This is a genomic window from Aliivibrio sp. SR45-2, assembly GCF_963890165.1.
Lineage (GTDB): Bacteria > Pseudomonadota > Gammaproteobacteria > Enterobacterales > Vibrionaceae > Aliivibrio > Aliivibrio salmonicida.
In genome coordinates, this window is record NZ_CAWPRC010000175.1 from 1 (window position 1) to 25,158 (window position 25,158).

Genomic DNA, 25,158 nt, shown 5'->3' on the forward strand with positions numbered 1-25,158 from the left:
AAAAACTCTCATCACGATTACGAACTCGTAATGCGCCACCACACGCAATCACATTAGGATTTGAAAACGATTTTGCAAACCGCAGTGCAACATCATTATCAAACGACGTATCACCATCGACATTAATCACAAGATCGTTTTTTGCTTCTGCTAATCCTGCATTTAAGGTTGAGACTCGTCCTCCCCTTTGCCATTTAGGCAATACTTTTAATGTTCTGTTTTCTCTCGATTGATGTCTGTAAACCCCATTTAACGCCGCATGATAAGTCGTTGGGTTCTGTTTCGCCCCATCAACAACGATCAATATTTCAATTTCACCGGGGTATATTTGTTCAGCAAGTGTATCAATCGTTTGGGTAATCCCATCACCTTCGCTATAGCAAGTGATCACAAAGCTTATGGATGGCGACACATTAGCTACCGAATGATTATCACGCCAAGACCAGCGTAAAACACCAATAAAAACAAACAACATTAGCGGGACTTCAACAACCAACATGATGGGTATAAACGTAAGAATAAGTTCCCAATACGCGCCAAGTGTCCCCGTAATGGTATGAAGCACATATTGAAACTCACCCATGAGCTATGGCCTCAAAATGCGTGGCTAACCATCCTGAAGCATTGTTATGTAATTGCTTGTCAGGCAAAGACCAGATATACACATTAAGATCAATCAGATCCGACTCAATGCTATCCGCAATACCTTTAATTTTATGTTCAATAATCGGACTGGAATCTGTCGGTGTCATTGGCATGAGAAGTAACAATATCTCATTGTCATACTGGCAACAAATGTCGGTATCTCTTAAAATCCCATTAAAATTATTTGATATTGTATCAATCAATTGCAACCGTTTAATTTCACCAAATTGATGAGTATAGTTTTCTATCCCTGACACTTTCACGCCGAGTAAAACATGACTTTGTTCATGCCTAAGCGCTAATTTATTAATCCAAACAAGTAAGTTATGAAATGATGTTTTATCGATCAAACCATTGAGTGTTAACTCTTGTTCTACAGCTCGTCTTCCATACATCATTAAATTACTCACTTGCTCTCCTATTTTAAATTCGTGAATTGGACGAACCACTAAGTCATTAACTTCATTGACAACAAAGCAAGATAAACAACGAACTCTCACGACAGATTCAGAGAAAGATAAATGACAATCACCACAATGATAGCGCTCTAATGGTCTATCGTAATCCACACCAATATGACGTAATTTAGTGAAACAATTAGAACATTCTAGTTTCTCTTTTTTGGTGAAACTTTCTTCCTTATCGATATGACCACATGTAAAACAATGCAGAGAAATGATTTCATCAATATTTGTGCTTTTGCATGCGGGACAAGTCTCAATGTAATTCAAATGCCCACTATTGCATGACGGACATAATCTAATTTTATCGAGTGTTTTTTCTTTCTCTAGATACCCCATTTTGTCTGCTAATTGAAGATAATGATAAGGACTGTCCTCTACTTTTGAATAACAATTAAATAAAGGATAGTTATAAATCGCTTGTTGATCACTTTGGCATATTGGAGATAAACGGCGATGAGGAGCTAACCACAACCACGCAAGTAATTTATCCGCAGGTTCCTTTTGAATTAAGGTGAGCTTCTCTTGATGTAATACCCAACGATCTTGGTAATTAAACGGATTCCAAATACCATCAGATAAATATGGACTCAATAAACTCTCTTGCAATACATACAAAAGTCCATTCCAAATCGGTAAATGAGTATGTAAATACAGTAAGGCGTTATTTTGATCTTTAGGAGATAACGATAGGATGCAAATCGCAGGGGTTTCTAGTGCCAATTCTTCAATGCTATTAACATAAACAAAGTTAATCTCATTTTTATTGATCGGAATATCGTTACCGACAACATAAATAAGTGCTTCATTATTAACTTTTGAATTCATACTATTACCTCATAAAATAAGACAATATGTAGGTAATTCCTTTACCGTTCATCGTTTAATTATAGCTACACTTTCTCTTTTCACATAAAAAAGGCCCCTAATAATTAGAAGCCTTTGTATAAATCAAACGGCCTTACTTCGCGCTGAGTACCGCAGCTGGGTGCAATTGACTTGCTTTTCTGGCTGGATACCATGTCGCAATTGAACTTAATAGAATCGCGGTACAAGTTACAATAGCCACATCGCTCCACACTAATTGTGAAGGTAAGAAATCAACAAAATAGATATCACCCGATAAGAATTGATGACCAACTAAAGATTCAAGCCCTTTAATCATTGGCGTTAAATTCAATGCAACTAATGATCCCAACAAGGAGCCTGCGATACTCCCCGTCACACCAGAGAAGATACCTTGGCAGACAAAGATGCGTTTAATTAACCCATCGGTTGCTCCCATTGTTCTTAAAATAGCGATGTCGCCAGAGCGATCTTTTACTGCCATCATTAACGTCGAGACGATATTAAAACAAGCCACCCCAATAACTAAAACCATCACAAGGTACATGATTGAGCGTACAAGTTGAATATCTCGGTATAGATAACCATATTTTTGAATCCAGCTACGTAAATACACATATTCGGTTAGTGTTCCGCCCACTTCTCTTACTATGTCTTGTGCTTCTAATACATCATTCACCTGCAAAGAAACACCAGAAACGGCTTTACCTAAATTAATGTATTGTTGTGCATCTTGCAGAGGAATAATCGCTAAACCGTGATCAACTTGCCCACCAAGTGACAATAATCCCACAACTTGCAAACGTTGACGCTTTGGTGAACGCAATTGCTTATCGCTGTTCTCGTCAGGGATCAACGCCGTGATCCAATCTCCAACATTAACGTTTAAGGTATCAGCAACGCCTTTCCCTAAAATCACACTTTGCTTATGCGCGGAAAACGACTCCCAAGCCCCTTTATTAATGTATTCAGGTAACTTAGATACTGAAGTTTCCAAGACAGGATCAACCCCTCTCACTTCAACCGCTTTTAATTTACTGCCTCTTTCTAATAACGCAGTAAAACGAACATAAGGTGCGGCCCCTATCACTTTAGGGTGCCGCTTGGCTTGCTGCATCATAGTTTGCCAATCTGTGATCGGTTTTTTTACCCCTTCAAGCTCAGCATGAGGAATAACCGACAACACTCGATTCTGCAACTCTCGTTCAAATCCATTCATGGCAGAAAGACCAATAATGATCACCGCCACGCCAATCGCAATGCCTAGCGTTGAAGAGATTGAAATGAACGACACCATTTTATTGCGTTGCTTTGCTCGAGCAAAACGACCTCCAATAAAGAGAGAAAGCGGAGAGAACATTACGCCTCCTGGTCTTGAACTAGATTAGAGCGAACCGTTTCAGTAATAAAACGTCCATCTTGCATACTTAATTGCTTATCCAATTTAGCAGCCAAAGCCGTATCATGAGTAACCACTAAAAATGCAGTGCCTGACTCTTGATTCAACTCACGCATGAGATTGTAAATATCCAATGCCGTTTGATGGTCCAAGTTACCGGTAGGTTCATCAGCTAATACCAGAGCAGGTTTATTCACTAAGGCACGTGCAATCGCAACACGTTGGCGTTCACCACCAGAAAGTTCAGATGGACGGTGCTCAATACGATGAGCAAGGCCCACTTTTTCAAGCAATTTTGTCGCTCTTTTCGTTGCTTCTTTCTTATTAATACCACCGATTAATAACGGCATCGCTACATTCTCTAGTGCACTGAAATCAGAAAGAAGGTGATGAAATTGATACACAAACCCAATATGTTGGTTACGGATTTTTGCTTGCTTATTTGCACTCAATTTCGTTAATTCATTGCCTTGGAAATACACCGTACCCGCAGTAGGATCATCAAGCGCACCAAGAATGTGAAGTAATGTACTTTTACCGGAACCTGACGAACCAACAATCGCAACTAATTCGCTTTCATTAATTTGAAAATCAACGCCTTTAAGCACTTCCGTTTCCATCGTGCCTTCTTGGTAAACCTTACGAATACCCTGACAAACTAATAATGGGTTACTCATATCTTAATGCCTCTGCTGGTTGTACGACTGCCGCTCGATAAGATGGGAATACGGTCGCTAATAAACTTAATAAAATGGCTAGAATAATGACTACACACACTTGTAATGGTTCAACCTCTGCTGGTAAAGAACCACCAACAGTAAATAAAGATAACCCAAATGTAGAAAGGATAACATTTATGTTACTGGCAAATAATGCACCTAATGCACCACCAACAATCGATCCAATCACACCACTACTTGCGCCTTGCACCATAAAAATAGACAGCACTTGGTTACTTGTCATTCCTTGGGTTTTTAAAATTGCGACTTCCGCTTGTTTCTCCATCACCACCATAATAAGAGCGGAGATGATATTAAACGCGGCAATGGCAACAATCAGACCAAGCATTAAGCCCATCATATTTTTTTCCATTTTTACCGCTTGAAATAATTCACCGCGTTGATCGCGCCAATCACTCCATGTCATCTCGTTTTTTAGAGGCAATTTAGCCAATTCAGTGACTTGGAAGGGGTCATCGAAAAATAAACGCCATCCAGTAATATTGCCTTTTTTAAGCTTCATTAAACGCGCAGTGTCTTGAATATTTGCGACCATTAACTGACCATCAACATCCGAGCCCGTATTGAATACACCCACCACTTTAAAATTGCGCTGGCTAGGAATTCGACCTAAAGGTGTATATTGACTGGCGTTAGTTACCATTATTCGCACCGTATCACCGTAACGAACATTTAATTCACGAGCCAACTTCGAGCCAAGAAATATACCGTATTCTCCTGCCGCCAATTGACGGATATTGCCAGAAATTAATTCATAGGCAATAGGATCATATTCATCTGGGTCAATACCAACAAGCATGCCGGCGCTTAAACCTTTCGCACTTTGAATAATCGCTTCCCCTCGAACGACTGGCGTAACTTGAGTCACATGGGGCAAACTTGCCACGTAATTTCGGTCATCATCCGATGGGATAATTTGATCGCTTTCATTTGAAATAACCGCTTGAGGTAACACCCCTAAAATACGATCTTTAAGTTGTCCTTCAAACCCATTCATAACCGACAATACGGTCACCAAAGATAACACGCCAATCGTGATACCTGCGGTTGACATATAAGAGATAAAACGACTGAACCTATCGCCAGAACGTCCTCTTAAATATCGTAATCCTATAAATACTGATACTGGATGAAACATAAATTCTCTCAATCACACTTAGAATAGTGATAATAATGGGTATACCCAAGCAACTTAGGGGCACAGTCTATCACGTAAAATACTGGTATTTATTCCTTTTTTTACTATCTTACCTAAGATTAAACACTTGCTGATGCGCATTGACTTCGCCATAATCAGAGAATAATAAATAGAGGGTCGTTTATGTCACACAATGAATACTTTTCGGTTCACTATGATCTAACGATCAATGTAGAACCTCTTGCTGTAGATGATTCATTACCAAACATGGACACGTTTGAACGTGAAATCCCTGCGCCCTTTCGAGTCGCACAAGAATGCAGTGCACTTGATGATGTTTCAGAACGCGAACTTTCTTTCTTAAAACAAGATGATGGAAAGCGCCTTGCTAGCTACCTGAACAACCAAGACAAAAAACTAAACCTTCTTCTGTCTTACTTGTTAATTCAACAAGACAACAAAGATTATCGTTATAAAACCACCACGTTTGGCGCAAGTAAGTTTACTTTTGAAAGTAAAACACCACTAATTCAAGGCCAACACACACGTGTGAAATTGTTTTTAGAGCACCCACCAGCGGCAATTTATTGCTATGCAAGTGTGACACTATGCCAAGAAACAGACTCTGGATTTATGATTGAAATGAGCTACGATCGCCTACGCGATATTGATCAAGATTTGCTAATAAAAGCGGCGCTCTTTCAACAACAAAAAATCCTAAAACTTCGCGCTCAAGAACGCAACTTAACTTAATTATTGAATATCCTGATGCCTATTACTAATTTACTGTCATTATCATTACCAACAAAAGCCAATGATACCCGCTCTGTTGGTAATCTAACGGGCTCATCTCTTGCACTTGCTATTGCAGAGATAGAGCAACAACACACTGGTCCTATCGTGGTTGCGGTTACCGAGCCACAATTGGCGTTTCGTTTACAAAATGAAATTAACCAATTTAGCCAACAGTCTGTCGAAGTTTTTCCTGATTGGGAAACACTTCCTTATGACAGTTTCTCACCGCATCAGGACATTATTTCAGATCGCTTATCGCGCTTATATCATTTGCCTAAGCAGAAGAATGGCACGCTAATCGTTCCGGTAAGTACCTTATTGCAGCGACAATCACCACAATCTTTTCTGCACAAGCACGCCTTAGTAGTAAAAGTAGGTGATCATCTGTCGTTTGATAAACTCAAACTGCAATTAGAAAAATCAGGCTACTTGCACGTTGATCAAGTCATGAGTCATGGTGAATACGCAAGCCGAGGATCCATATTAGATTTATTCCCAATGGGGAATTCTCTGCCTTATCGTATCGACTTTTTTGATGATGAAATTGATACCATCCGTCAGTTTGACCCTGATAATCAACGCACGATTGAAGAAGTAAAATCAATCAATCTACTCCCTGCTCACGAATTCCCAACGGATGATGTAGCGATTGAAGATTTCCGTATTCGTTGGCGTCAGCGTTTTGATGCGCGCCGTGAACCAGAATCGGTTTATCAACAAATCAGTAAAGGGGCTTGGCCTGCTGGTATCGAATACTGGCAACCTCTGTTTTTTGATGAAACAGAAACCCTATTTGATTATCTACCAGACAACACGTTATTAGTGACGATTGGTGATATTGAAAAAGCCGCAGATGATTTCTTAGCGGATGCTGAATATCGTTACGAGCAACGTCGTGTTGATCCTCTTCGCCCTCTTCTTCCTGTGAATGAATTGTGGTTAAGAACGACCGATATGTTTGGCTTCTTCAAACACTATCCACGAATCAAATTAGCGAAAGAACCTGAGATTGAAAAAGCCGGTCGTTTTAATCCTGATTTATTAGAATTGCCTGAAATTGCTATTCAACATCAGAATAAAGAACCGTTTGCTCAATTCCGTCAGTTCTACGAAAAATTCAGTGGCCAAGTCATCTTCTCTGTTGAATCAGAAGGTCGCCGAGAAGCATTATTAGAATTATTAGCACGTATTAAGCTAAAACCTTCTATTTGTGATTCCTTAAAAGACGCCGTAGCGCATAATAACAAAGCGACATTAGTGATCGGTTCTGCTGAGCATGGTTTCATTCTTCAAAACCCATGTGTTGCCTTTATTTGTGAAAGTGACCTACTGGGTGAGCGCGTAATACAGCGTCGTCGACGTGGTGATAACAAAGCCGTTAATAGCAATACCATCATTCGTAACCTTGCTGAACTAAAAGTCGGTCAACCTGTCGTTCACTTAGATCACGGTATTGGTCGTTATATGGGGCTTCAAACATTAGATGTTGGTGATATGCCAGCTGAATACATGATGTTAGAGTACCTAAACGAAACGAAACTGTATGTTCCCGTGTCTTCACTTAATCTCATTAGCCGTTACTCAGCCGGCGCAGATGATTCTGCACCAATCAGTAAGCTAGGCAGTGATGCATGGGGCAAAGCTCGTCGTAAAGCCGCTGAGAAAGTCCGCGATGTAGCCGCAGAGCTATTGGATGTTTACGCCAAGCGCGCCATTAAACTTGGATTTGCCTTTAAACAAGATAAAGAAGCTTACGCTGATTTCAGATCAAGCTTTCCGTTTGAAGAAACGCACGACCAAGAAATTGCGATTAACGACGTTTTATCTGATATGTGCCAAGCAAAAGCAATGGATCGTCTAGTTTGTGGTGATGTTGGCTTTGGTAAAACAGAAGTCGCAATGCGTGCCGCGTTCTTAGCAACAAACAATGAAAAACAAGTGGCCGTATTAGTTCCTACTACCCTACTTGCTCAACAGCATTTTGAAAATTTCCGAGACCGTTTCGCTAACTTCCCTATTCGTGTGGAAGTATTATCTCGATTCAAATCAGCCAAAGAACAAAAAGAAATTTTAGCGGCAACTGCTGAAGGTAAAGTTGATATTCTGATCGGTACGCACAAATTATTACAAGACAGTATTAAATTTGATGATCTTGGTTTATTGGTTGTGGATGAAGAACACCGCTTTGGCGTTCGTCAAAAAGAAAAAGTAAAAGCAATGCGTTCGGATGTTGATATTCTGACCCTAACCGCGACGCCAATTCCAAGAACCTTGAACATGGCAATGAGTGGCATGCGAGATTTATCTATCATCGCAACGCCTCCAGCTCGTCGTTTAGCGATCAAAACCTTCGTGCGTGAAAAAGCCGATGATGTCATTAAAGAAGCGATTCTTCGTGAAATCAAACGTGGTGGCCAAGTCTATGTCTTACATAATAATGTAGAGACCATTGAAAGCGCGGCGAAAGACATTGAAAACCTGATCCCTGAAGCGCGAGTTACTTTGGCTCACGGTCAAATGCGTGAGCGTGAATTAGAGCGCATCATGGGTGATTTTTATCATCAACGTTTTAATGTTTTAGTCTGTACGACCATTATCGAAACCGGTATCGATGTTCCAACGGCCAATACCATTATTATGGAACGTGCCGATAAACTGGGTCTAGCGCAATTACACCAACTGCGTGGGCGTGTTGGTCGTTCTCACCACCAAGCGTATGCGTATTTACTAACGCCTCATCCAAAAGCACTAAGCAAAGATGCCGTTAAGCGTTTAGATGCTATCGCGTCTCTTGAAGACTTAGGAGCCGGTTTTACTCTAGCAACACACGATTTAGAAATCCGTGGTGCGGGTGAATTACTGGGTGATGGACAAAGTGGACAAATCCAATCCGTTGGTTTTACGCTTTACATGGAAATGCTAGAACAAGCCGTTGAAGCATTAAAAGAAGGCAAAGAGCCCTCTTTAGATGATTTATTACGAGAACAAACCGAGGTCGAATTACGTTTACCCGCGTTAATTCCAGAAGAATACATCCCAGATGTCAATACTCGACTGTCTCTCTATAAGCGTATTGCTAGTGTTTCAAGCAATGGCGAATTAGATGAGCTTAAAGTTGAAATCATTGACCGTTTTGGTTCTTTACCTGAAGCGGCGCAAACATTATTAATCAGCGCAGAAGTTAAAATGCTTGCTGCATCGATAAAAGTGAAGAAATTGGAAGCTCACGGCAATGGCGGTTACATCGAATTTGAACCAACGGCAGACATTAATCCAATGTTCTTAGTTGGATTACTGCAAAAAGACCCAACCGGGTTTGCTTTAGATGGACCGACTAAAATTAAATTTATAAAAGACTTAACAGAGAGACAAGTGCGAATTAAATACGTAATGGACTTGCTCAATTTGTTTAACGAAAATAGAATCTAGTAAATAGTTACATAAAATAAGAATAATCAAGCCATGGCGATCACAGATCTCATGGCGTACAAAAAAGCATTCTTCACTGGAGTATGAATGAAAAAAATAATTTACGCGTTGATTTTACTGGCAAGCTGGCCTTCATTTGCTCGCCAATTTGATGTTGAAGTCATCATTTTCAAGCGAAATGTAGAGCCATCGTCTTATCAAGAATCATGGCCTGATGTTTTAGACCCAATCAACTTAGAACGCGCATTCTCATACCGCGATAGTGCTATGATGAGCCAAAATGGGGCTCGTCTATTGTCTTTATCTCAATATAAGTTAAATAATGTTTACACCAAACTGCAAAACCACGCAGGTTTTAAACCTCTGGTTCATGTGGCATGGCGACAAGGTGACCGTGGTTCATCTCGCTCTCCTATTTTCCATATTCAAGCTGGTCAAGATTTCTCAGACCGTTTTGTGGCGGATGGACGTACGATTGCAGATGCTAAGGCTGATTTAGCTTTAACCCCTTTAAACGCACCCGTTGCTATTGAAAAGAAAGTCGACACCTCAGAAACGGCTATTACCGAAACTGAAGTCACAGAGCCAGTAGCGGACACGTCAGGCTCACTTCTTGAGTTAGATGGCACAATGCAAGTCTATGTTCAACATTATTTGTATGTGAAAACAACGTTAGACTTAAAAGTCCCTGGTCAGCATGAGTTTATCGTTAACACGCCAATCGAAGAAAAAGAAATCACTGACGTTGAAGTAAACGAAGACACAAACATTATCGATGAAAACTCATCACTAGCGATTAAAGAAGATCCAAACGCAGATGTTCAACTGGGTCATTTAGAGAGTGTTACCCCAGAAACTGAAGTAAAAGAATTTTTAAAGTCATACCGCATGAAAGAAAAGCGTCAAATGCGCAGTGGCGAAACACACTATATTGACCACCCTTTAATGGGAATGATCATTCAGGTACGTAAAGTGTAACTCTGTAAAATCTTTACAATAATTTACTCAATAGGACGACATTTGTTGTCCTATTTTATTTCTACTTATCTCAATTCATGCTATTTTCATTCGAAATAATTACCTATGAGAATTCACATGAAATCTATCATTAAACCACTGCTACTTATCCTTTCTTCTGCACTTTTTTTAACCGCTTGTAGCGACAGTAATGAACCAAAAGAAGGCGTTCAATACGAAGTGCTTCCTGCTGAATTAGCGGGTGCAAATATGGCTCCAGTAACGGAAGTTTTCGCATTATCTTGTGGCCACTGCCGTAACATGGAAAATTTCTTGCCAGTAATTAGCCAAGAAGCCGGTACTGACATTGATAAAATGCACATTACCTTTAACCAATCAGCGCATGTAGCAGCAATGTTCTACTACGCGGCAGACATGCAAGTTGAAGGCACACCAGATCACGCATTCATGGAAGACTTATTTGCAGCAACGCAAATGGGTGAAGGTACAACGCTAACTCAACAACAAGAAGCGTACTCGAAAGCATTCACCTCTCGTGGCCTAACAAGTCCTTACGATTTTAATGACGAGCAACGTGATATTCTTATCCAAAAAGTAGATAATGCAAAAATGCTGTCTGAGCAATCAGGTATCAGTTCAGTCCCTACTTTTGTGGTTAATGGTAAATACAACGTATTAATTGGTGGTCATGACGACCCTAAGAAAATCGCTGAAACTATCCGTTACCTATTAGAAAAGTAATTTATTTAAACATAAGGAAATAACGTGTCTAAAATCATCATCACTATTGCGCTTATCGTACTTGGTTATATGCTGTTTCAACGTTTTGCAAGCAACCCAAAACTTGCCCAAGAAAACATCAAAATTGGTGAAGCGTTTTTAGCTGAAAATGCCACTAAAGAAGGCGTGAAGACGACAGAATCTGGACTTCAGTACCTAGTACTTGAAGAAGGTACGGGCACTGAGCACCCTACAGCAAAAAGCAAAGTAAAAGTGCATTACCACGGTACAACAATTGACGGTAATGTATTTGATAGCTCAGTAGAGCGTGGTGAGCCAATTGAATTTGGCTTAGGACAAGTAATCAAAGGTTGGACGGAAGGTGTTCAATTGATGGTTGTTGGCCAAAAGATGCGCTTCTTTATCCCAAGTAACTTAGCTTATGGTAATCGCTCTGCAGGCTCTATCCAGCCGGGGGCAGTTCTGATTTTTGAAGTGGAATTATTAGATTTTAAATAATCATTTCTAAGCTGAAATTATATAATGGCTAATCCTTTGATTAGCCATTTTTATATCTAAGCCATCTAAATTTACTTACGCATGACTATCGTAAAGTCCTCATCGGCATAACCCGTAATTAACTGACTGTTTGGGCATAAACTTAAACAGTAATTAAACACTTGCTTAGGATCATGAGCTTCTAATAACCGACTTTTTTTAAAGTATTTGCTATCTAACAAGTTAAAAATGGCAGCCTCTTCCGCTTTTTCATACATATCGCGTATAACTTTAGCATGATAGGTTTTGTTTCTCGCACGATAATTTAACGAACCACTCGCCACAACAATATCGGCTACCGGTAATTTTTTAGAAGAAAAATCCCCTTTAATAAATTCACAATTATCTTGCAGCTCAAACTGTTTCTTAGCTTGTTTAATAAAACTTGATTGTTGATCAACCCCAACATACGACTTAACACAGCAACTCATGTCTAAAAAGGTTTTAAGATCACCATAGCCACAACCTAAATCGAGTACGCGCTTATTCTCAAAGCTCAATGCATTCGCTATCGTTTTAAAACGCAAAAACTGAGACTCAGTTGAATTCCAACCTAAACTCCTCGCATGATCACCTGAAAATTGCTTTTGTCTTTCATCATGAAAAAGGCGAATCGTCAGTCTATCTAATAAATGCACGTTGTTACCTGCTCTGTCTTTATGTTCAGAGAGTGTACTCTTCCCGGCTTTGCTTTTCATCCGCTTAACGTTACCTACACCGTATAAATTAATAATGAATGATTATTTTCTTGTAAGTCGTTTCAAAACCTGCTTTTATTTGTATAGTCAATTTAATAAGTGAACCTGATGAACCAACTTCCTCGGTACCAACAGATCAAACAATACTTGAATGAAAAAATTCAAACCAGAGATTGGCCTGTCGGTTTTAAAATACCGACAGAGATCGAATTGGCCGATGAATTTTCAGTCAGTCGTATGACAGCAAATAAAGCGATAAAAGAATTAGTTACAGAAGGCTTATTACAACGTACTCCTCGTTTAGGCACATTTGTTTGCCATAAAAAAGCCGAATCACCGTTGATGGAGATCCGTAATATAGCGACAGAAATTTGTAATCGAGGTAATCATTACACCAATAAAATAATTGTTCAGCAATCAATTGAAGCCAATGGCAACATCGCGCTTCAAATTGGTGTTAGAAACAATACCATTGTTTACTTTACCCAAATCGTTCATTACGAGAATAATCGACCGATTCAAATTGAAGAGCGTTGGGTGAATCCAAACTTTGCACCAAGCTATATAGAACAAGACTTTACTAAACAAACACCTAACGAGTATTTAGTCCAAACTTGCCCTTTAAGCGACATTGAGCATTCTGTTGAAGCCATCATTGCTTCTCCTCATATTGTTGAGTTACTAGACATGGATGCTTATATCCCTTGTTTATTACTTAACCGCAGAACGTGGAGCGAACATAACCTTATTAGCGTCGCTCTTTTGTACCATCCCGGAGACAGATACAAGTTAACCTCTCGTACTAAAGTATAAAAAACTCGAAGATACTGACCGGAGTATCTTCTCAAATTTAGATTTAAAATGGTCAACAATTACTCTTTTGATCACAATTCCATTACAACCCATCTTGCCTTATCGATTAAAAACGTCTATTTATTTGTATATACATATTAACTTATCCGTTAATTTACATAGGCAGATACTCATGGATAGAATTTTTACGAATCTTAACCTAGTCACAATGAAAACCGATCTGTCTACGCCAAATGATGGCTATCAAATTATCCAAGATGCAATGGTAGGCGTAACGAATGGAAAAGTTGAATACGTTGGCCACTCCTGCCCCGAGATATTTCATGGTCATCCTGATGTTATTGATTGTGGCAATGCCTTAATCACTCCGGGTTTCATTGATTGTCACACTCATCTTATTTTTGCAGGCAACCGATCTCATGAATTTGAGCAACGCTTACAAGGTATCCCTTACGAAGTAATCGCACGGCAAGGCGGTGGTATTTTATCGACCGTTAACGCGACTCGACAGGCCAGTGAAGATGAATTGTACCATTTGGCCGTTCAACGCTTAGAAGGACTTAAACGTGACGGCGTCACTACTGTCGAAATTAAATCGGGTTATGGCTTAACACTTAATGATGAACTAAAAATGCTCCGAGTCGCCCAACGTATTGCTAAATTACCAGATATGAAAGTCTCCTCTACCTTATTGGCAGCGCACGCTCTTCCTCCTGAATACAAAGACAAGCCTGACGATTACATCACCTTAATTTGTGACTCAATCATTCCTACGGTAGCCGAACAAAAGTTAGCGGATCACGTTGATGTATTTTGTGAAGGGATTGGGTTTTCAGTAGAACAATGTCAACGTGTTTTCGATGCTGCGTTAACACATGGATTAGGCATAAAAGGGCACACTGAACAATTATCAAACCTAGGTGGCAGCGCCTTAGCCGCCTCAATGGGCGCAGACTCTGTTGACCATATTGAATACCTTGATGACGATGGGGTTAAGTCTTTAGCTAAACATCGTACCGTTGCCACACTTCTTCCCGGTGCATTTTATTTTTTGCGAGAAACACAGCTGCCACCCATCGACTTATTACGTAAACACCATGTACCAATGGCGATTTCGACAGACTTTAACCCCGGCACGTCTCCAATCGCCTCTTTACGGATGATGATGAACATGGCCTGCACCTTGTTCAGATTAACCCCAGAAGAAGCTCTGCGCGGTGTTACCTGTAATGCAGCTCAAGCCCTTGGCTTACAAAGCTCTCGTGGACAAATATCTGTCGGCATGGAGGCTGACTTTGCATTGTGGCAATTGGATTCACCCGCCGAGCTCTCTTATCGCTTAGGCGTTCCTGATCTTATTGCCAGAGTGGTTAATGGTGACATTTTTTATAATTAAGGGAACTCATGAAAGATAATCATACGATTGATATGTCCGTTTGGCATGGCAGAGTTGACCTTGAAGATGGCGAACTCGGTTTACGTTGGCATCAAAAAATAACCCCTTTAACTCACTCATCTCACGATGGGATCACTCTTATTGGCTTTGCGTGTGACGAAGGTGTTTCTCGCAACAAAGGTCGTGTTGGTGCTTATTTTGCACCGCAAGCGATCCGCCGTGCATTAGCGAATCTCGCTTGGCACCATCAAGGCTCTGTTTTTGATGGCGGTGACGTATATTGTGATGACGACAATCTTGAGTTAGCGCAGCAACAACTTGGTGACTCGGTTGAACACGCCCTGTCCAATCAACAGCAAGTCATTGTTTTTGGCGGTGGTCATGAAGTGGCATGGGGATCATTCCAAGGGCTTGCGCGTCATTTAAAACAGAAGAGAACGCCTGAAGAGGATAAACCACCACGCATTGGGATCATTAATTTTGATGCCCATTTCGATCTAAGAAATCCGCCAACATCGAATGACAAGTCAGATCAATTATCGCATCAACGCATTGGTAGCTCTGGCACTCCCTTTCATCAAATCGCTCAATATTGTGACGCTAACGATTGGCCATTTAATTATGCCTGTTTAGGGCTAAATCGTGGCAGTAATACACAAGCCCTTTATCAAAAAGCAGACGAGCTTGGTGTGCTTTATTTTGATGATACCGAATTAACCCATTCTAATTTATCTCACGTTAAGCAGACGTTAACTGACTTTATCGCGAACAACGATTACCTCTATCTCACTATCGACATTGATGTTTTTCCTTCCTCAGTCGCCCCTGGGGTTAGTGCACCAGCGGTGAGAGGCGTGCCATTCGAGATTATAGAATCGCTTATTGTCGATATTTTATCGGCTTCAACTCATAAAGGTCGATCTAAATTACGTTTGGCTGAACTGGCCGAATACAACCCAAACTTTGACATTGATAATCAAACCGCACGCTTAGCCGCAAGGTTAGCTTGGACTATCGCCCGTGGCATGAAAACCAACAAATAATGGCCTCGGCCTATCACAGCAAGGAGAGCAACAATGACACACACCTCATCGTCTAATCCTCGACTAGATGAATCTCGGACTATTATCGCACCAACAGGCACTGCATTAACGGCGAAGTCTTGGTTAACCGAGGCCCCACTTCGTATGTTAATGAATAACTTACACCCAGACGTCGCTGAGCACCCTCATGCGTTAGTGGTATATGGTGGTATTGGTCGTGCAGCGAGAAATTGGCAATGTTACGACAAAATTGTAGAAGTGCTAACCCGCCTTGAAGACGATGAAACCTTAATGGTGCAATCAGGAAAACCTGTTGGTGTGTTTAAAACTCACACTAATGCCCCACGCGTATTAATTGCCAATTCCAACTTAGTTCCTCACTGGGCGAATTGGGAACACTTTAACGAATTAGATAAGCAAGGTTTGATGATGTACGGTCAAATGACGGCTGGCAGTTGGATCTACATTGGATCTCAAGGCATTGTTCAAGGCACTTACGAAACGTTCGTTGCTATGGCTCGTCAGCACTTTGATGGTAAAGCCGCTGGTCGATGGGTATTAACTGGCGGTCTTGGTGGTATGGGTGGCGCGCAACCTCTCGCAGCAACCATGGCTGGATTTTCAATGCTTGCTGTTGAGTGTGATGAATCACGTATCGATTATCGCTTACGCACAGGTTATGTGGATCGCAAAGCCACCACATTAGACGAAGCATTGGCAATAATAGAAGAATCAAAACAGTCTGGTACACCCGTGTCTGTTGGCTTATTAGGTAATGCCGCCGATGTGTATGCCGATATCGTTCAACGCGGTATTGTACCTGATATTACCACCGACCAAACGTCCGCTCATGATCCCCTCAATGGCTACTTACCGCAAGGTTGGTCAATGGAACAGGCGGCAGAAATGCGCTTAAAAGACGAACCTGCAGTCGTTATCGCAGCTAAAAAATCCATGGCGATTCAAGTCCAAGCTATGCTTGATTTACAGAAATCAGGATCAGCAACGGTAGATTATGGTAACAACATTCGTCAAATGGCATTAGAAGAAGGCGTAATTAATGCGTTTGATTTCCCAGGATTTGTGCCTGCTTATATTCGTCCGCTATTTTGTGAAGGCATCGGGCCTTTCCGTTGGGCGGCACTTTCTGGCGATCCAGAAGACATCTACAAAACCGATCAAAAAGTAAAAGAGCTTATTCCTGACAATCCGCATTTGCATAATTGGCTTGATATGGCGCGTGAACGTATCCAATTCCAAGGATTACCGGCTCGTATTTGTTGGGTTGGCTTAAAAGATCGCGCTCGTCTCGGTAAAGCTTTCAATGAAATGGTAAAAAATGGAGAGTTAAAAGCACCGATTGTGATTGGTCGAGATCATCTTGACTCTGGCTCGGTTGCCAGTCCAAACCGTGAAACCGAAGGCATGATGGATGGTTCTGATGCCGTATCCGATTGGCCACTGCTAAACGCCCTACTTAACACCGCATCGGGTGCTACTTGGGTATCGCTTCATCATGGGGGTGGCGTTGGCATGGGATTCTCCCAACATTCAGGCATGGTTATTGTTTGTGATGGTACCGATGACGCAGCAGAACGAGTTGCCCGAGTACTCCATAATGACCCTGCAACAGGCGTTATGCGTCATGCGGATGCAGGTTATGATATCGCAATCAATTGTGCTAAAGAACAAAACTTAGATTTACCAATGCTATCTGAACCAAAATAAGTAGCAATAAACCCTACATTAAAAATAATTATAAAGAATACCAACCTAGCTACACGAGTTGGTATCACAACCATAACGAGAAACGAACTATGTATTCATTAGAAATTATTCCAGGCAAGTTATCTCTAAAACAGTTACGTGAAGTTAGCCGTCACCCTACTCAACTTTCACTTCATCCAGACGCTTTACCCGATATGATCACCAGTGCCGAGGTGGTGGCTCAAGTGATCCGAGACGGTAAAACCGTTTATGGCATTAATACCGGGTTTGGGTTGCTCGCCAATACCTGTATTGCAGAAGAAGATCTAGAAACACTGCAACGCAGTATTGTTCTGTCGCATGCTGCGGGTATTGGTCAATTCATGGACGACGCAACCGTTCGGTTAATGATTGTCCTGAAAGTAAACAGCCTTTCTCGCGGATACTCAGGCATTCGCCCACTGGTGGTAAATGCATTAATTCAATTAGTTAACTCTGAAGTCTATCCCTGCATTCCTAAAAAGGGGTCTGTTGGTGCCTCTGGCGATCTCGCCCCTTTAGCTCACATGAGTACTGTTTTATTGGGCGAAGGTGAAGCCCGTTATAAAGGCGAAGTGATTTCAGGTAAAAGAGCCTTAGAAATCGCAAAGTTAGATCCAATAACACTCGCACCAAAAGAAGGATTAGCGCTACTGAACGGAACTCAAGCCTCTACTGCGTTTGCTCTAGAAGGCTTATTCGCTGCCGAAGATTTATATGCAGCAGCAACGGTCTGTGGTGCAATGACAGTTGAAGCCGCATTAGGCAGCCGTAAACCGTTTGACCCAAGAATTCACCGTGTTCGCGGGCATCGTAGCCAAATGGACGCCGCATTAGGCTATCGCCATTTGTTAGCACAAAACAGTGAGATCGGCTTATCACATCAATGCTGTGAACGAGTACAAGATCCCTATTCACTGCGTTGTCAGCCTCAAGTGATGGGCGCGTGTTTACAACAGATCAGAAACTCTGCCGATACATTAGAGATAGAATCAAACTCTGTATCGGATAATCCTTTAGTCTTTGCAGAAGATGGCGACATTATCTCTGGCGGTAACTTTCATGCAGAGCCTGTCGCAATGGCTGCGGATAATCTAGCGTTAGCCATTGCAGAAATTGGCAGTTTGTCTGAACGTCGAATGGCACTCCTCATTGACAGTGGGTTAAGTAAATTACCGCCATTTTTAGTGGATAACGGCGGAGTAAACTCAGGTTTCATGATCGCGCAAGTCACCGCAGCAGCATTAGCCAGTGAAAACAAAAGCCTTGCTCACCCTGCTTCTGTTGATAGTTTACCAACGTCTGCAAACCAAGAAGATCACGTATCAATGGCAACCTTTGCAGCCCGTCGTTTAGGGGATATGGCCGAAAATACACGCGGGATATTAGCCGTCGAACTGCTCGCTTCGGCTCAAGGGTTAGATTTCAGAGCTCCAAACAAAAGCTCAGAAAAAATAGAACAAGCAAAAGCTATGCTGCGTGAACGTGTCGATTTTTATGACAAAGACCGTTATTTCGCACCAGACATTGCCAAAGCAAACGCCCTATTGCTAGAGGCTACATACAATCAACTAATGCCTGAATCATTATTGCCAAGTATTTTATTTTATAAATAACAGATAAACTTAGCCCTTATTTAAACCGAAGTCGATTCGCTAATAAGGGCTTTTTTCTACTATCTTCTTTCTGAATTTGTGTCTTGCTCTATAATCAGTACAATGACCAATCAATACTTACTGAGCACCTCATAATCATGCCAACCCCTTCTCTTTCAAAACAGCTTTTTCAAATGACATGGCCAATGATGTTTGGTGTACTTTCTTTAATGAGCTTTCAATTAGTCGACAGTGCTTTCATTGGACAACTAGGTATTCTTCCTCTTGCCGCTCAAGGGTTTACCATGCCATTACAAATGGTAATTATTGGTCTGCAAGTTGGGTTAGGCATAGCAACGACAGCCGTTATTGCGCGAGTTCTTGGCGCCCAACAACCTCAAAAAGCAAAACAATTAGGTGGATTAGTCATAATTCTGGGTGCTGTAATGGTATTCACTATGTGCTTGATTATTTGGTTTTCTCGTGGACTTATTCTCTCGTTGCTTGGAGCACAAGCCGATGTTTTCCCCGTTATTGATAGCTACTGGCCGGTTTGGTTAGCAAGCTGTTGGACTGGTGCCATGATTTACTTTGCTTACAGTGTGTGTAGAGCAAATGGAGACACCAAGTTACCCGGTTTAATGATGGTAATTACCAGTATATTAAACATGATTTTAGACCCTATTTTTATTTTTCATTTTGATCTCGGGTTAAACGGCGCGGCGTGGGCAACAATCCTTTCTTTCAGTATTGGCTTTTGTATTATTCTTCCTTCTATTTTCAAACGTCATTGGATTTCTTTTTCTTGGCATGATCTGCCAATCGCTCAATCGATTAAAGAATTGAATGCTGTTATGTCACCCGCGATGATGAGCCAATTATTGCCACCACTCTCTTCAATGATGGCGACTAAAATCATTGCAGGATTTGGCGCAGCGGCGGTTGCTGGTTGGGCAATGGCTTCTCGTATCGAATTTTTTGCTATTGTTGTTGTACTTGCGTTAACCATGTCGATTCCACCAATGGTCGGAAAGATGCTAGGCGCTAAACAGTTCGATGATATTCAAAAGCTGATCCGTATTGCCGCTAAGTTTGTATTAACGTGGCAGATCGGCCTTGCTATCTTGTTATTCATTGTAGCCAAACCCTTAGCAAACCTATTAAGCACTGACAGTAATGTAATCAGCGTTATTCAGGCCTATCTTATGTGGGTTCCGATCAGCCTCAGTTCTTTGGGTATCTGTATGTTGATGGTGTCTGTTTGTAATGCGCTTGGGGTTTCAATGCGAGCGTTAACCATTTCTATACTGCGACTTTTTGCCTGTTTCTTACCGATGATATGGCTAGGTTCAACCTTGTTTGGGTTACATGGTGTATTCATGGGTGCATTAGTGGGTAATACGATGGCAGGGATAATGGCGTGGATAATGTACAATAAAGCCGTTCATAACCTTCAAAAAAAACATAACCGCTAAGGACATAGAATGACCACCATTACGATACCAAAAAATAAACGAGATGAATTAATTCACAAATTTCAAGGCTATTTTGAACAAGAACTCGATATGGAATTAGGTCAGTTTGATGGTGAGTTTTTGTTAGATTTTATTATCAAACAAACTGGCCCTGTGTTTTATAATCAAGGCTTAGCGGATGCTCAAACAATTATCGAGCGTAAAACACAAGATATTGCTGATGAAATATACGAAATAGAGATGGCTGAAGAGTTAAATTAATTCAGAATAAAACAGAAGCAGTAAAAATTGAGTCTTGAGTAATAAAACTATAAGGGCACCACCAAATACAGTGGTACCCATTATTATTGAAATCTCAGTAAAAACCTAAATCAGCTGCTTAAGTTTACGCTCTACCAAAGGATCATCTGGAACCAATTTCAAAGCCATTTCTAACAGTTGAATTGCATCCTGTGGATGTTCATCCTGATGTTTAAGCGCAATATCGATAAGAGGCTGTACATCCAATTGTGCCTGATGTTCCTGCACATGTGCTTCCTTCTCATCGATAAGAATATTATGTGCCTTACTCAACAATCCCAAACGATGCTCAGAGCTAGAGTTCGCCTTATTAAGCCTTTGATAATAATCTTCTTTAAAACGTAATGTCTTCGTTTGTTGGCGAAATTGGGCAATATCAATTTTCTGGTGACGAATGAAATCCACGGCAACTTGTTTGTAAAAGCCAAACTTATTCAAATACGTACTGTGGGTACCATGACCCATACCAAAGACCCTTAGATGAGTCAGTTCAGGATAACGTTTGGCGTGTAAGCGATCTATCCTATTTGTTGGGTCATAAATAATGTAGCCTTTTGCCTTACCCAAATTAAGATCGTGATAATCCCCTAACCAATCAAACTTCTGTGCTAACTCAGTACTTGATCTGTCATCCCAAGGCGCAATCTCTTGATTTTTAGTACTAACAGGGTGGAAAAACAACACTTGATCAAGTTCTAGTAAGTTTGCAAAAGCACCAACAGCAAAACCACCACGACTCAATCCGTATCCTAAACGATACGTAAAGGGGTCAAGTAAAGTGGTTAATTGTTCGAGAAAGAAGATTAAATTGCGGTTGCGGAACCAATTACTTTTTCCCAAGTGCTGGAAAGATATGATGTTAACCTGCTGTTTTTGCGCTAAATGGTAACCCCAAGGGGCAAAATCAGCATTGATATCTTGTTCCTGAACATTGGTCCCTGCAGGAGAAAAGGTGAACAGTAATGGCTTATCCAAATCAACAAACTCATACTTAACAAAAACATCATCAAGTAAGTCGCCCCCAGACATCGGTAGTTGCGCTTGTTGCTCTGAACGTGAGTGAGTTAACCACTCGTCTAACCAATACAATAATTTCATTTAACCCTCCTTCTAAAAACAAGCGCGTGATTGTATCAAAGATGGCGGCCGAACAAAAATGCGGTTCTAAGACGGATGATTTACATTGGAATCATTTCTGTACACAAGTTAGACAAACGTACAAATCCCTTCGTAAAGAACTGAACGTCGTCATGATTACAAAAAGTAAAGACACTTCAGTCAATCTCTTGTCCTTTTAAACACTTATAACAATGAACTGCACACTTTCGCTCATTACGTATTTATATTGATTTAGGGGGATTTCTTCTTTCTCACCTCAAACGAATGAAAAACTCGGCCTGTTTAGTTTCATTTACAGTAAGTCATTCAATAACTATTATCATAAGAAAAACGTCTTCATAATCCTGCCGTATTTTCATGTAAATCTCTCATCCAAATAATAAAGTTTTCAATAGTCGATAACTCGCTAGAAAAGCATTTATTTCACGATTTATGATATTCACTTCCAATGTACTTACCCTGCTCATACAAAAAACATTATTGGATTTCACTTTATTTCCTACATATGAATAAAAACTTTCCAACTTTACACCGAAAACCAAGAAATTTGTTTCAATAATAAGACCATCAAGGATAAACCAATCAATATCGTACATTTATCAACCACAAAGTTGACATTTCTTAATAAAAAGGCACCAGACCTAGACAGAAGTGTGACAAAGGTCTATATTTCGACAAAATATTAATTGAGATGTTGTTCTTAACTATACTTTTCTCAAAATCCCAGAGGTTGAAAATGCAATTTTCGCTTAAAAATACATCTATTCGTATACAAATATTACTCCCTGTTCTGTTTACTGCTTTAGCTCTTTTTGCTTCTTTATGGTATACAGCGACGACTCTAGAAAAAGAACAAGACACAATTGCTGACAACACAACCTCATTTGTTTTCTATAAAGATCAACTAGCAAAAATTGATGACCAAGTGTACCCATTACGTATTGGTGCGGTATACGCGATTTATGACTCGGCACGTCGAGAAAACTACTATGTACAAATGCAAAACGAAGTAAAATCGATTGATAAATTACTTAATGAAATCGAAGATAAAAAAACATTCAGTAATGATGCAAAAAAAGTGCGTGCTAGCGTTTCTGCCTACGTTGATTTCACAAAAAAAATGATCGATTTCAGTACACGTAAAGAACAAGGTCTTTCAAACAACGTAACTCAAGACTCGATGATTGCTGAATACCGTAAAACAGGCAACCATATGGTAGAAACCATTAATGACCTATCTCAGCAGGTAAATAAGTTTTCTGACGTTCTAATGAATGAAAGCTACGAAAGAAACATTCAAGTAAAAAATACGGCAGCAATTACTATCATTTCAGTATTTATTATTTCACTGCTTACAGCTTGGTGGTTATCTGGGTTAATCGTAAACCCTATCCAAAAGCTGCAATCACTGATCCGTCGTTTAGCTGAAGGCGATTTAACCGTTCAAGCTGATGCCGATGGTGATAATGAAATTGCTCAACTGAGTAACGACATCAATACAACGGCTCGTCAGCTTCAAGCAACCATTGAAGAGTTAAGTAACATTAATGAAAGCGTAGCTTCAGCGTCTACTGAACTTGCCGCTGTAATGAGTGAAGCGGAATCAAACTCGCAAAAAGAATTAAGCGAAATAGAACAAGTGGCTTCAGCAGTCAATGAACTATCAAGCACTGCTGATAACGTAAGTGATAATGCGCTTGCCGCTGATAAAACAGCTCGTGAAACCAATGAATTAGCGCATGCAGGTTTAGATATCTTTGCTCAAAGTACTGAAGCAAGCGAAAAAATGGCTTCAGCATTGACTGATGCTGCTGTTGTTGTTAATCGCCTAAAAGAGCAATCAGAACAAATCAATAATGTCGTTGAAGTGATTCGTGGGGTTTCAGACCAAACTAACTTGCTTGCACTCAATGCGGCTATCGAAGCTGCTCGTGCGGGTGAATCTGGTCGTGGTTTTGCCGTCGTTGCTGATGAAGTACGCTTACTTGCTGCTCGTACTCAATCATCAACTCAAGAAATTCAAACGATCATTGAAGCGCTTCAAGAGCAATCAGGTTTAGCTAACGACAGCATGCAATCAAGCCTTGATATGTTAGAGCTAAATAAAGAGCTAACAGCAAAAGCAGGTGATGCTCTTGTTGGTATTACCGAATCTATCAATGCGATTAATGATATGAACACTCAAGTTGCAACTGCGGCTGAAGAGCAATCTCAAGTAACTCAAGATATTAACCGCAATGTCGTTAATATGTCTGAGCTTGTGAATCAAAACGTCACGGGCATTAGCCAAAGTGCAAGTGCAAGCTCTGAGTTATCAAGATTAGCAGAAGAACAAAAACAACAATTGTCATTCTTCAAATTATAATTTGATGGCACAATAAAAAAAGCGGTAAGGCCACCCACCTTACCGCTTTGTTATCTTAAAAACAGTCTTTTATAACGTTATTTTCTTCACCATCCCTGCTTCTGCATGCCCTGGAATATTACACGCAAACTCTACGTTATTATCACCATGGAAATGCCACGTAATTTGCTTTGCCTTACCTGGTTGAACTGTGACTGTGCTACCACTGTCATGTGCATGACCTGATGTCATTTTCTTCATCATTTCACGGTGTTCTAATTGCTCGGTTTCATTACCAATTGAGAACTCATGATCGATTTTACCTGTATTCATAATCACAAATTGAACGATATCATTAGGTTCAATATCGACTTCTTTTTTAAAGGTAATTTTCATATCATCAGATAAAATGACATGAACGACTTTATTTGCTTTCATGCCGGTTGCTGGCATTCCTACCGCATTCATATCGTCCATAGACATGCCTTCCATCTTGCTCATATCCATGTCTTTCATATTCATTTTGGAATGATCCATCTTACTCATGTCCATTCCTTTCATATCCATTGAACCGTGATCCATTTTACTGTGGTCCATTTCTGCCATTGCAGAACTCGCTACCAATGATAGTGCTATTGCTAATACTGTTTTTTTCATTTTTATTTCCTTTTTTGTTTAATTATTTATTACGTGACTTATTCCACTACAGGCATAAATCACTAATATTCTTATTTATTTAACGTATTTATATATAAATTTCATTCTGAAAAATCTTTACACAAACGCTGTTTCCATAATTTGAATACCGCAGGGATAACGACTAAGGTCAATAATAATGCCGACGCCATCCCACCAATCATTGGGGCTGCAATACGCTGCATTACTTCTGATCCCGTACCGTAACCATACATAATTGGAAT

Annotated in this window: 22 protein-coding genes; 13 read left to right on the forward strand and 9 right to left on the reverse strand. The window is 40.5% G+C overall.

Annotation, left to right across the window (positions count from 1 at the left end; genetic code table 11):
* The 5 genes from AACV33_RS16265 to lolC form a co-directional block, all read right to left on the reverse strand.
* Positions 1-583, reverse strand: a 583-nt coding sequence (locus tag AACV33_RS16265) for a glycosyltransferase family 2 protein (protein ID WP_182700399.1), incomplete at its 3' end; no start/stop codon positions are given.
* Complete coding sequence (locus tag AACV33_RS16270) at positions 576-1,934, reverse strand: TackOD1 domain-containing metal-binding protein (protein ID WP_182700400.1); 1,359 nt, start codon at positions 1,932-1,934, stop codon at positions 576-578. The genes AACV33_RS16270 and AACV33_RS16265, both read right to left, overlap by 8 nt.
* 133 nt (positions 1,935-2,067) lie before the next feature.
* Positions 2,068-3,312 carry a lipoprotein-releasing ABC transporter permease subunit LolE gene (gene lolE, locus AACV33_RS16275; RefSeq protein ID WP_182700401.1) on the reverse strand — a complete coding sequence of 415 codons (1,245 nt, stop codon included), beginning with the start codon at positions 3,310-3,312 and terminating at the stop codon, positions 2,068-2,070.
* A complete protein-coding gene (gene lolD, locus AACV33_RS16280) occupies positions 3,312-4,028 on the reverse strand; it encodes a lipoprotein-releasing ABC transporter ATP-binding protein LolD (RefSeq protein WP_017023165.1) in 717 nt (238 codons plus the stop codon). The genes lolE and lolD overlap by 1 nt, the downstream gene beginning before the upstream one ends.
* Positions 4,021-5,229, reverse strand: coding sequence for a lipoprotein-releasing ABC transporter permease subunit LolC (gene lolC, locus AACV33_RS16285; protein WP_182700402.1), 1,209 nt, complete (start codon positions 5,227-5,229; stop codon positions 4,021-4,023). The genes lolD and lolC overlap by 8 nt, the downstream gene beginning before the upstream one ends.
* A gap of 183 nt (positions 5,230-5,412) precedes the next feature.
* On the opposite strand from lolC, the gene AACV33_RS16290 reads away from it, so the two are divergent.
* The 5 genes from AACV33_RS16290 to AACV33_RS16310 all read left to right on the forward strand — a co-directional run bounded on the left by AACV33_RS16290 (position 5,413) and on the right by AACV33_RS16310 (position 11,670).
* Positions 5,413-5,982, forward strand: coding sequence for a hypothetical protein (locus AACV33_RS16290; RefSeq protein WP_012552002.1), 570 nt, complete (start codon positions 5,413-5,415; stop codon positions 5,980-5,982).
* Positions 5,983-5,997: 15 nt separating this feature from the next.
* On the forward strand, positions 5,998-9,453 hold the full coding sequence (gene mfd / locus AACV33_RS16295) for a transcription-repair coupling factor (protein WP_182700403.1): 3,456 nt from the start codon (positions 5,998-6,000) through the stop codon (positions 9,451-9,453).
* A gap of 87 nt (positions 9,454-9,540) precedes the next feature.
* The gene (locus AACV33_RS16300) at positions 9,541-10,431 is read left to right on the forward strand and encodes a peptidoglycan binding protein CsiV (RefSeq protein WP_012552004.1); all 891 of its coding nucleotides are present in this window, start codon (positions 9,541-9,543) and stop codon (positions 10,429-10,431) included.
* 117 nt (positions 10,432-10,548) lie between these two features.
* A complete protein-coding gene (locus AACV33_RS16305; protein WP_012552005.1) occupies positions 10,549-11,172 on the forward strand; it encodes a thiol:disulfide interchange protein DsbA/DsbL in 624 nt (207 codons plus the stop codon).
* Between the two features lie 24 nt (positions 11,173-11,196).
* Positions 11,197-11,670 (forward strand): FKBP-type peptidyl-prolyl cis-trans isomerase, encoded by a 474-nt coding sequence (locus AACV33_RS16310; protein WP_182700404.1) that lies wholly within the window; start codon positions 11,197-11,199, stop codon positions 11,668-11,670.
* Positions 11,671-11,741: 71 nt separating this feature from the next.
* On the opposite strand, the gene AACV33_RS16315 is transcribed toward AACV33_RS16310, so the two are convergent.
* Positions 11,742-12,407 (reverse strand): class I SAM-dependent methyltransferase, encoded by a 666-nt coding sequence (locus AACV33_RS16315; RefSeq protein ID WP_017023159.1) that lies wholly within the window; start codon positions 12,405-12,407, stop codon positions 11,742-11,744.
* Positions 12,408-12,515: 108 nt separating this feature from the next.
* On the opposite strand from AACV33_RS16315, the gene hutC reads away from it, so the two are divergent.
* The 7 genes from hutC to AACV33_RS16350 all read left to right on the forward strand — a co-directional run bounded on the left by hutC (position 12,516) and on the right by AACV33_RS16350 (position 20,736).
* Positions 12,516-13,220, forward strand: a complete 705-nt coding sequence (gene hutC, locus AACV33_RS16320; RefSeq protein WP_182700405.1) for a histidine utilization repressor — start codon at positions 12,516-12,518, stop codon at positions 13,218-13,220.
* 172 nt (positions 13,221-13,392) lie between these two features.
* A complete protein-coding gene (gene hutI, locus AACV33_RS16325) occupies positions 13,393-14,616 on the forward strand; it encodes an imidazolonepropionase (RefSeq protein ID WP_182700406.1) in 1,224 nt (407 codons plus the stop codon).
* An 8-nt stretch (positions 14,617-14,624) separates the two neighbouring features.
* Positions 14,625-15,659 (forward strand): formimidoylglutamase, encoded by a 1,035-nt coding sequence (gene hutG / locus AACV33_RS16330; RefSeq protein ID WP_182700407.1) that lies wholly within the window; start codon positions 14,625-14,627, stop codon positions 15,657-15,659.
* Positions 15,660-15,692: 33 nt separating this feature from the next.
* A complete protein-coding gene (hutU, locus tag AACV33_RS16335) occupies positions 15,693-17,387 on the forward strand; it encodes a urocanate hydratase (protein ID WP_182700408.1) in 1,695 nt (564 codons plus the stop codon).
* A gap of 89 nt (positions 17,388-17,476) precedes the next feature.
* Positions 17,477-19,021: a histidine ammonia-lyase gene (gene hutH / locus AACV33_RS16340; protein ID WP_182700409.1), complete on the forward strand. Its 1,545-nt coding sequence runs from the start codon at positions 17,477-17,479 to the stop codon at positions 19,019-19,021.
* Between the two features lie 137 nt (positions 19,022-19,158).
* On the forward strand, positions 19,159-20,475 hold the full coding sequence (locus tag AACV33_RS16345) for an MATE family efflux transporter (RefSeq protein ID WP_182700410.1): 1,317 nt from the start codon (positions 19,159-19,161) through the stop codon (positions 20,473-20,475).
* Between the two features lie 9 nt (positions 20,476-20,484).
* Entirely contained in the window at positions 20,485-20,736 is a 252-nt protein-coding gene (locus tag AACV33_RS16350) for a DUF2164 domain-containing protein (RefSeq protein WP_012552013.1), read from the forward strand.
* A 105-nt stretch (positions 20,737-20,841) separates the two neighbouring features.
* Here the strand turns inward: AACV33_RS16350 and AACV33_RS16355 are convergent, their stop codons facing one another.
* Positions 20,842-21,873, reverse strand: a complete 1,032-nt coding sequence (locus tag AACV33_RS16355) for a hypothetical protein (RefSeq protein ID WP_012552014.1) — start codon at positions 21,871-21,873, stop codon at positions 20,842-20,844.
* A gap of 757 nt (positions 21,874-22,630) precedes the next feature.
* Between AACV33_RS16355 and AACV33_RS16360 the strand changes: the two genes are divergently transcribed.
* Positions 22,631-24,259: a methyl-accepting chemotaxis protein gene (locus AACV33_RS16360; RefSeq protein WP_017023151.1), complete on the forward strand. Its 1,629-nt coding sequence runs from the start codon at positions 22,631-22,633 to the stop codon at positions 24,257-24,259.
* A gap of 69 nt (positions 24,260-24,328) precedes the next feature.
* Here AACV33_RS16360 and copI read toward each other — a convergent pair whose 3' ends face one another.
* Entirely contained in the window at positions 24,329-24,895 is a 567-nt protein-coding gene (gene copI, locus AACV33_RS16365) for a copper-resistant cuproprotein CopI (protein WP_065612157.1), read from the reverse strand.
* A gap of 101 nt (positions 24,896-24,996) precedes the next feature.
* Positions 24,997-25,158: efflux RND transporter permease subunit (locus AACV33_RS16370; protein ID WP_182700411.1), on the reverse strand; the 162-nt coding region annotated here is incomplete at its 5' end.